Origin of the sequence: Methanoregula sp. (genome assembly GCF_035543475.1) — an archaeon.
Classification (GTDB): Archaea; Halobacteriota; Methanomicrobia; order Methanomicrobiales; family Methanospirillaceae; genus Methanoregula.
Map to the genome: position 1 here is coordinate 1 of NZ_DATKKA010000031.1, position 13,735 is coordinate 13,735.

Consider the following 13,735-nt stretch of genomic DNA (forward strand, 5'->3'; position numbering starts at 1 on the left):
TCCCACAACACTTATTAGCCCTCCCCTACCATAGTATAAAGCACCATTCATGGAGCAGCGGATCATCCGTTGCGAGTGTCTGAGAAGATGCGAGATTCCTCTGTTGAGGTAGCCAAGCCTGGTATGGCGCAGGTTTGCTAAACCTGTGTCCCAAAAGGACTCGAGGGTTCAAATCCCTCCCTCAGCGCTTCAAAGAGACAATCTCAAAATCGAGGGGATTGGATGGCTCAGGAAGAAGAAATACGATACTTTGTACGGATTGGCACGACCGATCTGGACGGCACGAAGTCGGTGCGGGTTGCACTGACCGGCATCAAGGGTGTCGGCAGGCATACCTCCACGGTCATCTCCCGGATGGCCAAGGTTGACGAGTACGCAAAGCTCGGCCTCATGGACGAGGAATCAGTCAACCGGATCCGCGCCGCGGTGGAGAAGTACGCCGGCAGCATCCCGCAGTGGATGGCAAACCGGCCCAAGGACCTCTACACCGGTGAGGACAAGCACCTCATCGGTGGCGACGTTGCGCTTGCCCGCGATGAAGACATCAACATGATGCGGAAGATCCGCTGCTACAAGGGCATCCGGCATGAAACCGGCCAGAAGGTCCGCGGGCAGCGCACCAAGTCCACCGGCAGGACCGGCACGACGGTTGGCGTCAGCAAGAAGAAGGAAGGAGGCCAGTAAGCCATGGGATATCCAGGTAAGAACCATAAGTCATACCAGACGCCCAAGCGCCCGTTCGAGAAGACCCGGATCGAGGATGAAACCCGGCTCGTCATCGAGTACGGCCTGCGCAACAAGCGCGAGGTCTGGAAAGCCCAGAGCCACTTAAGGAAATACCGCAAGGCCGCCCGTGAACTGCTCGCCCTTATGTCGAGCACAACCAACCAGACGGTCTTTGAGGCAAAGAAATCCGAGCTCATCAGCCACATGCAGCGCGCCGGCCTCCTTGGTCCCGATGCGGACATCGACAATGTCCTCGCGCTCAAGACCCCGGCCCAGCTCGAGCGGCGGCTCCAGACCCTTGTCTACCGCAAGGGTCTCGCCCGCTCGCCCAAGCAGGCACGCCAGCTGGTCACCCACGGCCATATCGCGATCGGCGGCCGCCGGGTTACCATCCCGGGCTACCACGTTACCCGGGGGGAAGAGACCACCATCTCCTATGCCGGGAAATCCCCGTTTGTCGATGCAGCACATGCAGAGCGGACCCGGATCACCAAGCCCACGGGCGCAGGGGTGAACTAAGATGGCGGCAAACGATAAGGAAAAGTGGGGCATTGCACACATCTTTGCCTCATTTAACAACACGATCATCACCGTCACCGATCTCTCCGGCGCAGAGACGGTCACCAAATCGAGCGGTGGCATGGTCGTCAAGCAGGACCGGAACGAGAGCTCCCCGTACGCGGCTATGCAGATGGCAGCCAATGTTGCAGCCGTTGCACGCGAGAAGGGCATCGTTGGTGTCCACGTGAAGGTACGGGCCCCCGGTCAGGGCAAACAGCGCAGCCCCGGCCCCGGCGCCCAGGCAGCCATCCGTGCCCTTGCCCGTGCGGGCATGCGCATCGGACGGATCGAAGACGTCACGCCAGTCCCGCATGACTCCTGTCGCCCCAAGGGCGGCCGGCGCGGAAGGAGAGTGTGATGGAGATCGAATTCGCGAGTCTGGACGACACCGTTGCACGCTTCACGCTCTCAGGAGCGAAGCCCGGCCTGGCAAACGCGTTCCGGCGGGCAATGATCGGCGAAGTGCCGACCCTTGCCATCGAGGAAGTGCGCATCTACGACAACACGAGCGCACTTTTCGATGAGATGCTGGCGCACCGGCTCGGGCTCATTCCCATCAGGACCGATCTTACCAGTTATTCGACTCAGGACAACTGTTCGTGCGGGGGGGCGGGCTGCCCGTCCTGCACGGTTACCTACACGCTCAGCGTTGAGGGTCCCAGGCTGGTCACCTCCAGTGACCTCATCCCGCAGGACCCCAAGGCCGCACCCGTCAGCGACAATATCCCCATCGTGAAGCTCATCAAGGGGCAGAAGCTGGTTATCGAGGCGCGTGCCGTCCTCAACATGGGCAAGGTACACGCAAAATGGCAGCCGACCCTCGTGTGCGGGTACAAAAACCACCCGATCATCACGATCAGCCCCACCTGCGACGCGTGCGGGATGTGCGTGGACGAATGTCCGCGCAGCATCCTTGCGGTCAAGGGCAAGAAGGTCGAGGTCATCGAAGGCAAGCTTCCCGACTGCTCCATGTGCCGGCTCTGTGAGCGGGCCTGCATGGCAAGCGGCATCGGGGAGGAACCGGCGATCAGGATTTCAGCGGCTCCCGACCGGTATATTTTTGCGGTCGAGAGCGACGGGTCGTTATCCACCAAGGAGATCATGGTCCAGGCGCTCCGCTTCATAAAAGAGCAGGCAGAAGAGCTGGAGAAACAGACTAGCGAAATTTCAGGGGAGGAGAAGAAATGACACGAATCGTGGAGAAGACGAACCCCCGTCTGAGCAACCTCATTGTGCTCCTGAAAAACACGTCACGGGAGAATGAGGCAAAGATCTGGCGCGAAATTGCAGGCAGGCTGGAGACCCCCAACCGGAACTATGCGGAGGTCAACCTGTCCAAGATCAACCGCTACGCCCACAATGGCGAGACCATCCTTGTCCCCGGCAAGGTACTGGGCAGCGGCGTGCTGGAGCAGTCCGTGAAGATCGCGGCGCTGAATTTTTCCGAATCAGCGACAAGCAAGATCCAAGACGCAAAAGGGCAGTGCATGACCATCGAGCAGCTGTTAAAGGACAACCCCAAGGGAAGCGGTGTCCGGATCCTGAGGTGAACAAAGTATGGTTACCGTAATCAACGGGGACGGGCTCATCTTGGGACGGCTCGCAAGCACGGTCGCCCAGCGTGCCCTCGCCGGCGAAGAGATCGCGATCGTGAACGTCGAAAAGGTCATTATCTCCGGCAGCCGTGCACGCGTACTGGGCAACTACTACCACAAGCGCGAGCGCGGGTCAACCGACTGGGGTCCGTACTTCCCCCGCCGGCCAGACCACGTGGCCAAGCGCACGATCCGGGGGATGCTCCCCTACAAGCGCCCCCGCGGCGTGGAAGCGATGAAGCGCATCAGGTGCTACGTCGGCGTGCCGGTACAGTTTACCGGTGCAACGATGGAGGTCCCCGAGGGAATCCACATGGACCGGCTCAACACCCCGCAGTTTGTCACGCTTGCAACGGTCTGCACCGCGCTCGGGGCAAAATTCTAAGGTGGTCACCATGGCAAAGATCATAAACACCAGCGGAAAACGTAAGACAGCAATCGCCCGGGCCACCGTCAAGGCCGGCAAGGGCATCATCCGGGTCAACTCCGTGCCACTCGAGCAGTACGGCACCGAGACCACCCGCATGAAGATCGCCGAGCCGCTCCTCCTCGTTCCCGGCGCAAGCAGCGAGATCGATGTGACCATCGACGTATCCGGCGGCGGGGTCATGGGACAGGCCGAGGCCGTGCGCACCGCGCTCGCCCGGGGCATCCTTGAGTGGACCAACGATCCCGCGATCAAGGACGTGTACCTGGCATACGACCGGACGCTCCTCGTCAACGACTCGCGCCAGAAAGAGACCAAGAAGCCTCACGGCCGTGGCGCACGCAAGAAGTTCCAAAAGTCTTATCGTTAAACCAAAAGATATATGAGAGGTCGAAAATCTTGATACCCGTTCGATGTTTCACCTGTGGGAAAGTAATTTCCCCGGCGTGGGAAGAATTTAAGGCGCGGCGGGAGAAAGGCGAGGATCCCAAAAAGATCCTCGACGATCTCGGTATCACCCGATACTGCTGCCGGCGTATGCTTCTCACCCATAAAGAGATCATTGATGAGCTCAACCCGTACCAGTAAGATGACAAAAGGGGTCGTGGGGTAGCCTGGACTATCCTATTGCGTTCGGGACGCAGTGACCTGAGTTCGAATCTCAGCGACCCCATTTTCAAAAAGTACACAGATCATGGAATTATTTTGAGGACAAGGAATGCAGGCACAGGTTTACACCCGGTATGAACGGGCGAGGATCATTGGAGCAAGGGCTCTGCAGATATCAATGGGTGCTCCCTTACTTATCTCTACTTCCCGGATCGATCCCCTGGAGATCGCAATCGAGGAATTCAACGCAGACATTATCCCCATTACCGTAAAGCGAAGATGAGAGGAGAGGCGTATATGACGATCATTGAGGCAATCGAGCTGCGGACAATTCTCGACAGCCGGGGCAACCCGACCATCGAGGCCGAGATCGTGACCGCAGGCGGGTTTGGCCGGGCTGCAGCCCCGAGCGGGGCGAGCACCGGGGCGGCAGAGGCAAAGGTCCTGCCCCCCGGTACGGCGATCGAGAACGCCGTCCAGAACCTGATCCCGGCGCTCATCGGGATGGACGCAACCGATCAGGAGGCGTTTGATGACCAGCTCCGGGATATCGATGGAACGCCGAACTTTTCCGGGATCGGGGCGAACGTGGCGGTCTCCCTCTCCCTTGCAAACGCCAAGGCTGCGGCCTCGGCGCAGGGACTCCCGCTCTTCCGGTACCTGGGCGGGGCATTCGTGCGCGAGCTCCCGCTCCCGCTCGGGAACGTGATCGGCGGCGGTGCACACGCCACGAACGCGACCGAGATCCAGGAGTTCCTGGTGGTCCCGGGTGGCGCGACGGACGCGGAAGAGGCGGTCTTTGCCAACGCCGCAGTCCACCGGATTGTAAAGGATCTCCTGAAAAAGAAAGGGATTGCCGCCGGCAAGGGTGATGAGGGTGCATGGGCACCGCAGATTGACGATGCCCTCGCATTTGAGCTCATTGCCGAGGCAACCAGGCAGGTGGAGGACGAGATGAATGTCTCGGTCGATATGGGCATCGATGTTGCATCGAGCCAGATGTGGAACGGTTCCGGTTACCAGTACCGGGACCGCGTCCGCTCGACCGAGGACCAGATCGCCTACATTGCCGAACTTGTCGACAAATACGATCTTGTCTATGTCGAGGATCCGCTCCACGAGGACGACTTTGATGCATTTGCCGAGCTGAACAGCCAGGTCGGCGACCGGTGCCTGGTATGCGGGGACGACCTCTTTGTTACCCAGGTCGACCGCATCGAGAAGGGCATCGAGACCGGATCCGCAAACTGCGTCCTTATCAAGCCAAACCAGGTCGGGACACTCTCCGACACCTTCGAGGCAGTACGCCTCGCCCACGCCCATGGTCTGGACACGGTGATGAGTCACCGGTCCGGTGAGACCACGGATACCACTATTGCGCACCTTGCCACCGCATTCTCCTGCATTTTCCTGAAATGCGGCGTGGTCGGCGGTGAACGCATCGCAAAACTCAACGAACTCATCCGCATAGAGGAACAACTATGACCCAAGTCAACGAGATGGAAATAGAATTAAAAGAACCGCTCATCCCCGTCGAGGAGTACCTGGCCGCCGGCGTCCACATCGGCACCCAGCAGAAAAGCGAGGACATGAAGAAGTTCATCTACCGCGTCCGCGGTGATGGGCTCTATATCCTGGACATCCGCGAGACCGATGCCCGGATCAAGACTGTTGCCAAGTTCTTAAACCAGTACGAGGCACCCGACATCCTCGTCGTCACCTCCCGGCAGTACGGCCAGTACCCGGCCAAGAAGTTCGCCGACACCATCGGTGCGATGTCCGCCACCGGCCGGTTCATCCCGGGTCTCCTGACTAACCCAGTCCTTGACGGTTACATCGAGCCCAAGGTTGTCGTTGTCACCGATCCGATCGGTGACGCCCAGGTCATCAACGAGGCCGTCCAGTGTGGTATCCCGGTAGTAGCACTCTGCGATACCAACAACATGACCAAGTTTGTCGACCTTGTGATCCCCACCAACAACAAGGGCAGAAAGGCGCTCTCGATGATCTACTTCCTCCTCACCCGCGAGATGCTGCGCCTCCGGGGCATCGCCACTGGCCTGACCCAGGAAGATTTCGAAACCGAGATCTAAAAAGGATCCCTTCGATCCCCTTTTTGGATCGATCGTTACATATAACAGAACGACCAGAGGGTTGATCCGATGAAGACGCGTTCATGCGCCGTTAGTGGAATGTTCTATCCCCGGGATCCCTCCCACCTGACACAGCTCCTGGAAGGGTTTTTCTCCCGGACTGTACCGGGAGAACCGGCCCTGGGGATCGTCAGCCCGCATGCCGGCTACATCTATTCCGGGCAGGTGGCAGCCCACGCGTTTTCCCGTATTGAGCCTGGTTTTTCCGGTACCTTTGTGGTGATCGGCCCTTCCCACCACGGGTACCTGACCAGCGTTTCTGCCATCCCCTGGGAAACCCCCCTGGGGCTTGTCGATACCGACACGGAGTTTGCCGAGAAGCTCGACATCCCGGTCGATGAACCCTCCCACGCGGAAGAGCATTCGATCGAGGTACAGATGCCGTTTATCAAGTACCGGTTCCCCCGGGCGAGGGTGGCCCCGATCATGATGGGCGAGCAGGACCCTGCCCATGCTGCTGCCGTTGCCGAGAAGATCGTGGCTGCAGTCCGGCTGACGAAAAGGGAGATCCGGGTGGTGGCCTCCAGCGATTTCTCGCACTATGTACCCGATGCACAGGCAAAAAGCGGGGATCTCTATGCGATCGAACCGCTCGCACGGCTCGACACAAAAGAGTTCTACCGCAGGATCCGGGAGAAACGGGTGACAGCGTGCGGGTACGGACCAATCAGCGCTATGGTGGCCGTCAGCCAGTGCATGGGGGCTGGCCGGGCCGAGCTGATCCGGTACGCAACAAGCGGGGACGTGACCGGCGACCGGGACCAGGTTGTGGGGTACGCGGCCATTGCGGTGATGTAGGTTGGCAACGTGGAGTGCGCCGGGCAAGGTGTTTTTGTTCGGCGAGCATGCAGTGGTATACGGAAAGCCTGGCATCGCCATGGCTATCAAGCCCCGGGTCTTCGTGACCGTCCGTAAGTCAAAGCGCCCGGCGCGGGCGAAATCGCCCTATATTGACGGGTGTTTCGAAGCGATGGGCGTGACGGGGAGCGTGTACATCAACTCCCAGATCCCCAGTTCGTCGGGCCTGGGGTCGTCTGCGGCGGTTACGGTCGCGACGCTCTCCGCGATAAACGATGAATTTGCCCTCGGCAAGAGCAGGGAAGATATCGCAAACATGGCATTCGAGATCGAGAAGACCGTACAGAAAGGACGGGCGAGCCCCACGGACACCACGGTCTCCACGTACGGCGGGATCGTCCTGATCTGCAAGGGGTCGCGAAGGCGGCTCGCGCCCCAGAATATGTATCTGGTGATCGGCGATTCCCTGGTCTCGCACAGTACATCAAAGATGGTAGAACAGGTAGCAGACCTCAAGAAGGCAAACCCGGAGATTGTCGACCCGATCCTGGATGCGATCGAAGGGGTGAGCCTTGCGGCGATCCATCACCTGAGTAACCCCCGGGAGCTGGGACGGTACATGAACATGAACCACGCGCTCCTCGAAGCGCTGGGCGTCGGGCACCCGCAGCTCTCCCGGCTGGTGCTTGCATCGCGGTCTGCCGGGGCATTCGGTGCAAAGATCACCGGGGCAGGTGGCGGTGGCTGCATGGTGGCCCTCTGTGCAAAGCCGGTCCGGCACCGGGTGGCCCAGGCGATCCAGTCCTGCGATGCGCGGGCAATCGTAACCGGGCTCGATACCGAGGGCGCACGGAAGGAGAAGAATGTCTGATCGCATTATTCTCAAGCTGGGCGGCAGCGTAATCACGGATAAGGGCGCAGACTGTACTGTCAATAAGAGCGCCCTTGCCGGGATTGCATCGGCCATTGCCGGGGCCCCACCCGCGACCCAGATCGTGGTGGTCCACGGTGCCGGCTCCTGCGGGCACCCTGAAGCCCGGAAATACCAGCTGGATCGCGGTGCGACGGCTGGTCACACGGAAGGGATCGGCATTACCCACGATGCGGTCAGCTCCCTCAACACCGCGGTCGTTGCAGCGCTCCGGGATGCCGGCGTGCAGGCAGTGGGTATCCACCCGCTCCATGCCGGTGTTGCCGACCAGGGCAGGCTGGTCGCGTTCGAGACCGGGCACATGGAAAAGATGCTCGCGCTCGGGATGGTTCCTGTGATCCACGGCGACGTGGTGATGGACCTTTCACGCGGGGCCTGCATTGTTTCGGGCGACCAGCTCGTGCGGCATCTCGCGGTGGCACTGAAGTGCACCCGCGTGGGGCTCGCCACCGATGTACCGGGAGTGCTGGATGGAGGACGCGTGGTCCGGGAGATTACCCCGCGGACCGTGCACACCCTCCAGATCGGCAGCTCGTCACATACCGATGTTACCGGTGGAATGAAAGGGAAAATTGACGAACTGCTCGGGCTTGCTGCTGCAGGCACCGAGTCAGGCATATTTTCGGTCTCGCGCCTGGGCGATTTCCTCGCCGGAAAAGATCATGGCGGGACCACCGTGAGAGGAGGGTAAGGAAATGGCTGATAAGAAACGGTTCACATCATCGCGCAAACTCGACCACCTGCGCATCTGCGCAGAAGAGGCGGTCGAGTCCGGCGATGCAGGGTTTGGTGATGTCAGGCTCGTTCACAACGCGCTGCCGGAATGCGACATGCGCACCATCAACCTGTCCACCCGCTTTTTAGGCCACACCCTCTCTTCCCCCCTCTTTATCTCGGCCATGACCGGGGGTCACCCCGGTACAAAGGATGCCAATGCCCGCTTAGCCCGGATCGCCGAGCGCTTCGGCCTTGGCATGGGTGTGGGCTCCCAGAGGGCGGCCCTGGAGAACCCGGCGCTTGCGGAAACGTTCTCGGTGGTCCGCGATGAGGCACCCCATGCATTTCTCGTGGCAAACCTTGGCGCTGTGCAGCTCCGGGACCATGGGACAGCGTGGGCCGAGGAAGCAATCGGGATGATCGGCGCGAACGCGATCGCGATCCATCTCAACTTCCTCCAGGAGGCCATCCAGCCGGAAGGCGACCATAATGCCACCGGCTGCCTGGCAGCGGTAACCGATCTCTGCGCAGAGATCAAGACCCCGGTTATCATCAAGGAAACCGGGTGCGGGATCTCGCGGGAGGTTGCCCGCCAGTGCTGGAGCGCGGGTGCGGCGGCGATCGATATTGGCGGCTGGGGCGGGACGTCCTGGGCGGCAGTCGAGAGCTTCCGGGCCAACCGGAAGGATGCAGAGGGCCGGGCCCTCAAAACCCTGGGCGAGGACTTCGCCGGCTGGGGGATCCCCACGGTGGTAAGTCTTGCCGAGGTGGCAGGCACCGGAAGCCCGGTGATCGCATCGGGCGGTATCAGGAGCGGTATCGATATGGCAAAGTGTCTGGCCCTCGGTGCAGACCTCTGCGGCATGGCACTTCCGCTGTTGAAACCGGCACTGGAGAGCGACGAGGCACTTGCGTGCAGGGTCGAGACGATCCACCGCGAGCTGGCGGCCTCGATGTTTCTGTGCGGCGCCGCACGGATCCGGGATATGCGCCGGGCACGTCTCCTCATTACAGGGAGGACCCGGCAGATGATGGATGATGGCAATCCTGCGTAATGCAGGAGAACCCTGACTGATTACAACAAAGACACCACGCGGGTGGTAAAGAGTGCCCGCGGGTGAGATACACAGGAGAAAAACATGGATATAGAAATTATTGCAGTGGGCGGATACGACGAGGTCGGGCGGAATATGACCGCTGTCCGCTGCGGAAAAGAGATTGTCATTTTTGACATGGGGCTCCGTCTGGACCAGGTGATGATCCACGAGGACGCAGAGCTCGAGAATATGCATTCCCTGGATCTGATCAAGATTGGGGCAATACCTGACGACACCATGATGAACTCGGTCGAAGGGACCGTAAAGGCGATTGTCTGTTCCCACGGGCACCTCGACCATATCGGGGCGATCCCGAAGCTCGCGCACCGGTACAATGCGCCGATTATTGCCGCGCCCTATGCGACGGAACTGATCCGGCAGCAGATCTCCGGCGAACAGAAGTTCGGGGTCAACAACAAGCTCTTCGCGCTTCGCGCCGGCCAGCGGTACACCATCTCGCAGCACCTGGTGCTCGAGTTTGTCCGGGCCCAGCACTCGATCATCGATACCGTGACCCCGGTGCTCCACACCCCGCACGGCGCGATCGTGTACTCCTGCGACTTCAAGCTCGACCGGACACCGGTCATCGGGGAGCCCCCGGACTTTGCGCGACTCCGCCAGATTGGAAAGGAAGGCGTGCTCGCGCTTATCGTAGAGAGCACGTACATCGACCGGCCCGGGCGATGCCCGAGCGAGCGGATCGCCCGGGACCTTGTCCGGGACGCCATCACCAGTTACGAGGACGACAAGAGCTCCATCATGGTCTCGACCTTCTCCTCCCACATCGCCCGTGTCAAAACCGTGGCGGAGTGCGCCCATGAGATTGGGAGAAAACCGGTGCTCCTTGGCCGCTCCATGGAGAAGTACGCAGTTACTGCCGAGCAGATGAAGATGGTCTCACTCCCGCAGGACACGAGCGTCTTTGGGAACCGCCGGACGGTCGACCGGACCCTGCGACGGATGATGAAGGCGGGAAAGGACAAGTTCCTGCCCATCATCACCGGCCACCAGGGAGAACCGGGGTCTATCCTGACCAGGATTGCTCTCGGCGATACGCCGTACCAGATCTCCAAGGGCGACAAGATCCTCTTCTCGGCAAATGTCATCCCCAACCCGATGAACTTCGGACAGCGGTACATGGTCGAGGCGCACCTGAAGATGGCCGGCGCCCGGCTCTTCCCGGACCTTCACGTGAGCGGGCATGCGTACCGCGAGGACCACTACGAGTTTGTCAGCCTCTTAAACCCGCAGCACATCATCCCGGCCCACGGCAATATCCGGATGACGGCATCGTACGCGGAGTTCACCAAAGACCTCGGCTACGTGCTGGGCAATGATGTGCACGTGATGTCAAACGGCCAGCGGCTCAAACTGAACTGAAGGAGTGCATCCATGTCCGACCTATCCGCCTACTTAAAATCGGTTGCACAGCAGATCGACGGCATGATCGGGAAAAACTTCACCCATGCCGGTGGGGAGCTTGACAGGGCATCGGCCCACCTGCTCTCTGCGGGGGGAAAAAGGCTCCGCCCGGCAGTCGTCATGCTCTCGGCAGATGCGATTAGGCATGGCAGCTCACGGGATGTCATGCCGGCGGCACTGGCACTCGAAGTCACCCACACCTTCACCCTGATCCATGACGATATCATGGACGGGGACTCGCTCCGGCGGGGTGTGCCCACGGTCCATACCAAGTGGGATATGCCGACCGGGATCCTTGCCGGGGATGTCCTGTACGCCCGGGCATTCGAGTTCATCTGCCAGGCAAAGGCGGACGAAGGCCCCAAGGTACGGGCTGTTGCCCTGCTCGCCCGGGCCTGCGCCGATATCTGCGAGGGCCAGCACCAGGACATGTCGTTCGAACACCGGACCGATGTGACCGAGCAGGAATACATGGATATGGTCGCAAAGAAGACCGGAGTGCTCTACGCGGCCGCAGCGGCAATTGGAGGAACGCTCGCGGGAGGAAACGAGGAACAGGTCCATGCCCTGTACCAGTTCGGGCTCAACACCGGCATCGCGTTCCAGATACAGGACGATCTTATCGATCTCCTGACACCTCCTGAGAAGAGCGGCAAGGACCAGGGTTCTGACCTCCGTGAAGGAAAGCAGACCCTTGTCATGATCCTTGCCCGGCAAAAGGGCGTGGATCTCCTGAAGTACCGGCGCGAGCTCTCGCCGGCGGATATTAAGGCAGCCATTGGCGAGCTCACTGATGCCGGTGTCATCGATGCCGTGAAAGGAAAGGCATTTGCTCTCGTGGCGGACAGTAACCGGCTGCTCGGTGCGCTGCCGGCAACAAAGGAGCGGCAGCTCCTCATGGACATCGGCGAATTTTTCGTCACCCGGAGCTTCTAGGATGGCCGGGGACGAGATCCGGGCCGCCCTCTTTTTGTGTGCACTCCAGAACGCGGTCAAGCACGGCGGGGTCCCGCAGGCAGGGGCGGTCATCGGGATGGTGATGGGGGCACACCCCGAGCTGCGCAAACAGGCAAAGGAAGTGTCTGCGGCGGCAAAGGATGCGATTGCTGACGTGGCCGCGCTCTCCCCGGAGGAGAGAGTAGCAAAACTCCAGGCCCTCTCCCCGGAGATGTTTGCCGCCCTCCACGAGAAGCACGAGCACAAGAAGGTGCTCCCGGATCTGGAAGGAGCGGAGAGAGGCGTGGTCATGCGGTTTGCCCCCAATCCCTCGGGCCCGCTCCATATCGGCCATGCCCGCGCCGCGGCGCTCAACGATGCCTACGTGAAGCAGTACGGCGGGCGGTACATCCTCCGGATCGAGGATACGGACCCCAAGCGCGTTGACCCCGAAGCCTATGAGATGGTAAAAGAGGATATTAAGTGGCTGGGCCTTGGGATCACCGAGACGGTGACCCAGAGCGAGCGCTTCCCCATCTATTACGATCTCTGCAAACAGCTCATTGAACGGGGCGGGGCGTATGTCTGCACCTGCGAGAACGAGCATTTCAAGGCGTTAAAAGATGCGAAAAAGGCCTGCCCCTGCCGCGACCAGCCGGTTGAGACGGCGCTTTTGCTCTGGGAAAAGATGCTGAATGGTGGATTTAAAGAAGGCGAGGCCTCGGTCCGGGTCAAAACGGATCTTTTGAACCCCGACCCGGCAATGCGGGACTACCCGATTTTCCGGATTCTCGATTCCCCGCGGCACCCGAAAGTGGGGGATGCAAGGGTCTACCCGCTCATGAACTTCTCGGTAGTCGCCGATGACCACCTGCTGGGCGTGACACACGTGATCCGGGGCAAGGACCATATCGCCAATACCCGGCGCCAGCGCTACATCTACGATCACTTCGGCTGGACGGTGCCGGTGTACCGGCACTATGGCCGGATGGGTATCGAGGGCGTGGTCCTCTCCACCTCCCAGATGCGCCTGGGGATCACCGAGGGAAAATATACCGGCTGGGACGATATCCACCTCGGGACGCTCCGTGCACTCGATCGCAGGGGGATCCTCCCCGATGCGGTAAAAAACGCCATGCTTGCAATTGGGATCGGGGATACGGATATTTCGTTCTCGTGGGACAACCTCTATGCCGAGAACAAGAAGCTCGTTGACCCGGTCGCCAACCGGTACTTCTTTGTGCCGGAACCGGTGAAGGCCGTGGTCGAGGGTGCCCCGCACCGGACCGCCCAGGCCCCCCTTCACCCGGGCGATGCAGCCAAAGGCACCCGGGCGCTCCCGTTCGAAGGTACGGTCATGCTCCCGGGTTCGGAGATCGTGCCGGAAGCAGCGATGGTGCGCCTCAAGGATCTCTTCAATGTGAAGATCGCCTGGAACGGCATGGCAGCCTCGTTTGCCTATGGCGGCGATTCCCTTGCCGATGCTCGTGCAGCAAAGGCGCATATCATCCAGTGGCTGCCGGCGCAGCAGACCCTGCCCTGCACGCTGCTCACGATGGAAGGTGAGCTCTCTGGTGTGTGCGAGCCTGCCGTGGCAAAAGAGCAGGGAAACGTGATCCAGTTCGAACGGATCGGTTTTGTCCGGATTGATGCGGTGACACCCGGCGGAGTCCGGGCATACTTCACCCATACATGAGCCCCCGTTGCATCCCCGGGGAAAGGCAGGTATCCCGCACCCGGGCCTTTTTTTAGAATACGTGTAT

Annotated in this window: 18 protein-coding genes and 2 tRNA genes; all 20 read left to right on the forward strand. The window is 60.6% G+C overall.

Features of this window, described 5'->3' with window-relative positions; all coding sequences use genetic code 11:
- Positions 1 to 102: 102 nt before the first annotated feature.
- The 20 genes from VMS83_RS10170 (at position 103) to VMS83_RS10265 (ending at position 13,668) form a co-directional block, all read left to right on the forward strand.
- Positions 103 to 187 (forward strand) — tRNA-Ser (locus VMS83_RS10170).
- Positions 188 to 222: 35 nt separating this feature from the next.
- A complete protein-coding gene (locus VMS83_RS10175; RefSeq protein WP_325412430.1) occupies positions 223 to 684 on the forward strand; it encodes a 30S ribosomal protein S13 in 462 nt (153 codons plus the stop codon).
- 3 nt (positions 685 to 687) lie between these two features.
- Entirely contained in the window at positions 688 to 1,245 is a 558-nt protein-coding gene (locus VMS83_RS10180) for a 30S ribosomal protein S4 (RefSeq protein ID WP_325412432.1), read from the forward strand.
- Between the two features lies 1 nt (position 1,246).
- A complete protein-coding gene (locus VMS83_RS10185; RefSeq protein ID WP_325412434.1) occupies positions 1,247 to 1,645 on the forward strand; it encodes a 30S ribosomal protein S11 in 399 nt (132 codons plus the stop codon).
- Positions 1,645 to 2,475 (forward strand): DNA-directed RNA polymerase subunit D, encoded by an 831-nt coding sequence (locus VMS83_RS10190; protein ID WP_325412436.1) that lies wholly within the window; start codon positions 1,645 to 1,647, stop codon positions 2,473 to 2,475. The genes VMS83_RS10185 and VMS83_RS10190 overlap by 1 nt, the downstream gene beginning before the upstream one ends.
- Entirely contained in the window at positions 2,472 to 2,837 is a 366-nt protein-coding gene (locus VMS83_RS10195; RefSeq protein WP_325412438.1) for a 50S ribosomal protein L18e, read from the forward strand. The genes VMS83_RS10190 and VMS83_RS10195 overlap by 4 nt, the downstream gene beginning before the upstream one ends.
- A 7-nt stretch (positions 2,838 to 2,844) precedes the next feature.
- Positions 2,845 to 3,267: a 50S ribosomal protein L13 gene (locus VMS83_RS10200; RefSeq protein WP_325412440.1), complete on the forward strand. Its 423-nt coding sequence runs from the start codon at positions 2,845 to 2,847 to the stop codon at positions 3,265 to 3,267.
- A 10-nt stretch (positions 3,268 to 3,277) separates the two neighbouring features.
- A complete protein-coding gene (locus VMS83_RS10205) occupies positions 3,278 to 3,679 on the forward strand; it encodes a 30S ribosomal protein S9 (RefSeq protein ID WP_325412441.1) in 402 nt (133 codons plus the stop codon).
- 29 nt (positions 3,680 to 3,708) lie between these two features.
- A complete protein-coding gene (locus VMS83_RS10210; RefSeq protein ID WP_325412443.1) occupies positions 3,709 to 3,897 on the forward strand; it encodes a DNA-directed RNA polymerase subunit N in 189 nt (62 codons plus the stop codon).
- A 10-nt stretch (positions 3,898 to 3,907) separates the two neighbouring features.
- Positions 3,908 to 3,982: transfer RNA gene (locus VMS83_RS10215), tRNA-Pro, on the forward strand.
- 45 nt (positions 3,983 to 4,027) lie between these two features.
- Complete coding sequence (locus VMS83_RS10220; protein WP_325412445.1) at positions 4,028 to 4,201, forward strand: DNA-directed RNA polymerase subunit K; 174 nt, start codon at positions 4,028 to 4,030, stop codon at positions 4,199 to 4,201.
- Positions 4,202 to 4,215: 14 nt separating this feature from the next.
- On the forward strand, positions 4,216 to 5,403 hold the full coding sequence (gene eno / locus VMS83_RS10225) for a phosphopyruvate hydratase (RefSeq protein WP_325412446.1): 1,188 nt from the start codon (positions 4,216 to 4,218) through the stop codon (positions 5,401 to 5,403).
- Positions 5,400 to 6,011, forward strand: coding sequence for a 30S ribosomal protein S2 (gene rpsB / locus VMS83_RS10230; protein WP_325412448.1), 612 nt, complete (start codon positions 5,400 to 5,402; stop codon positions 6,009 to 6,011). The genes eno and rpsB overlap by 4 nt, the downstream gene beginning before the upstream one ends.
- 69 nt (positions 6,012 to 6,080) lie before the next feature.
- On the forward strand, positions 6,081 to 6,869 hold the full coding sequence (gene amrB, locus VMS83_RS10235) for an AmmeMemoRadiSam system protein B (RefSeq protein ID WP_325412450.1): 789 nt from the start codon (positions 6,081 to 6,083) through the stop codon (positions 6,867 to 6,869).
- 1 nt (position 6,870) lies between these two features.
- A complete protein-coding gene (mvk, locus tag VMS83_RS10240; protein ID WP_325412452.1) occupies positions 6,871 to 7,740 on the forward strand; it encodes a mevalonate kinase in 870 nt (289 codons plus the stop codon).
- A complete protein-coding gene (locus VMS83_RS10245; RefSeq protein ID WP_325412454.1) occupies positions 7,733 to 8,491 on the forward strand; it encodes an isopentenyl phosphate kinase in 759 nt (252 codons plus the stop codon). The genes mvk and VMS83_RS10245 overlap by 8 nt, the downstream gene beginning before the upstream one ends.
- Before the next feature lie 4 nt (positions 8,492 to 8,495).
- Positions 8,496 to 9,572, forward strand: a complete 1,077-nt coding sequence (gene fni / locus VMS83_RS10250; RefSeq protein ID WP_325412456.1) for a type 2 isopentenyl-diphosphate Delta-isomerase — start codon at positions 8,496 to 8,498, stop codon at positions 9,570 to 9,572.
- Positions 9,573 to 9,656: 84 nt separating this feature from the next.
- Positions 9,657 to 10,994, forward strand: coding sequence for an RNase J family beta-CASP ribonuclease (locus VMS83_RS10255; protein WP_325412458.1), 1,338 nt, complete (start codon positions 9,657 to 9,659; stop codon positions 10,992 to 10,994).
- A 12-nt stretch (positions 10,995 to 11,006) separates the two neighbouring features.
- On the forward strand, positions 11,007 to 11,972 hold the full coding sequence (locus tag VMS83_RS10260; RefSeq protein ID WP_325412460.1) for a polyprenyl synthetase family protein: 966 nt from the start codon (positions 11,007 to 11,009) through the stop codon (positions 11,970 to 11,972).
- A gap of 1 nt (position 11,973) precedes the next feature.
- On the forward strand, positions 11,974 to 13,668 hold the full coding sequence (locus VMS83_RS10265) for a glutamate--tRNA ligase (protein ID WP_325412462.1): 1,695 nt from the start codon (positions 11,974 to 11,976) through the stop codon (positions 13,666 to 13,668).
- The last annotated feature ends 67 nt before the right edge of the window (positions 13,669 to 13,735 follow it).

What these genes read in the sequence shown, in the direction of transcription:
- VMS83_RS10190 (WP_325412436.1), top strand. Translation starts at nt 1,645, where the DNA reads ATGGAGATCGAATTCGCGAGTCTGGACGACACCGTTGCACGCTTCACG.
- VMS83_RS10265 (WP_325412462.1), top strand. Translation starts at nt 11,974, where the DNA reads ATGGCCGGGGACGAGATCCGGGCCGCCCTCTTTTTGTGTGCACTCCAG.
- VMS83_RS10200 (WP_325412440.1), top strand. Translation starts at nt 2,845, where the DNA reads ATGGTTACCGTAATCAACGGGGACGGGCTCATCTTGGGACGGCTCGCA.
- VMS83_RS10175 (WP_325412430.1), top strand. Translation starts at nt 223, where the DNA reads ATGGCTCAGGAAGAAGAAATACGATACTTTGTACGGATTGGCACGACC.
- rpsB (WP_325412448.1), top strand. Translation starts at nt 5,400, where the DNA reads ATGACCCAAGTCAACGAGATGGAAATAGAATTAAAAGAACCGCTCATC.
- VMS83_RS10180 (WP_325412432.1), top strand. Translation starts at nt 688, where the DNA reads ATGGGATATCCAGGTAAGAACCATAAGTCATACCAGACGCCCAAGCGC.
- VMS83_RS10185 (WP_325412434.1), top strand. Translation starts at nt 1,247, where the DNA reads ATGGCGGCAAACGATAAGGAAAAGTGGGGCATTGCACACATCTTTGCC.
- VMS83_RS10255 (WP_325412458.1), top strand. Translation starts at nt 9,657, where the DNA reads ATGGATATAGAAATTATTGCAGTGGGCGGATACGACGAGGTCGGGCGG.
- VMS83_RS10260 (WP_325412460.1), top strand. Translation starts at nt 11,007, where the DNA reads ATGTCCGACCTATCCGCCTACTTAAAATCGGTTGCACAGCAGATCGAC.
- VMS83_RS10195 (WP_325412438.1), top strand. Translation starts at nt 2,472, where the DNA reads ATGACACGAATCGTGGAGAAGACGAACCCCCGTCTGAGCAACCTCATT.
- VMS83_RS10205 (WP_325412441.1), top strand. Translation starts at nt 3,278, where the DNA reads ATGGCAAAGATCATAAACACCAGCGGAAAACGTAAGACAGCAATCGCC.
- eno (WP_325412446.1), top strand. Translation starts at nt 4,216, where the DNA reads ATGACGATCATTGAGGCAATCGAGCTGCGGACAATTCTCGACAGCCGG.
- VMS83_RS10245 (WP_325412454.1), top strand. Translation starts at nt 7,733, where the DNA reads ATGTCTGATCGCATTATTCTCAAGCTGGGCGGCAGCGTAATCACGGAT.
- amrB (WP_325412450.1), top strand. Translation starts at nt 6,081, where the DNA reads ATGAAGACGCGTTCATGCGCCGTTAGTGGAATGTTCTATCCCCGGGAT.
- fni (WP_325412456.1), top strand. Translation starts at nt 8,496, where the DNA reads ATGGCTGATAAGAAACGGTTCACATCATCGCGCAAACTCGACCACCTG.
- VMS83_RS10220 (WP_325412445.1), top strand. Translation starts at nt 4,028, where the DNA reads ATGCAGGCACAGGTTTACACCCGGTATGAACGGGCGAGGATCATTGGA.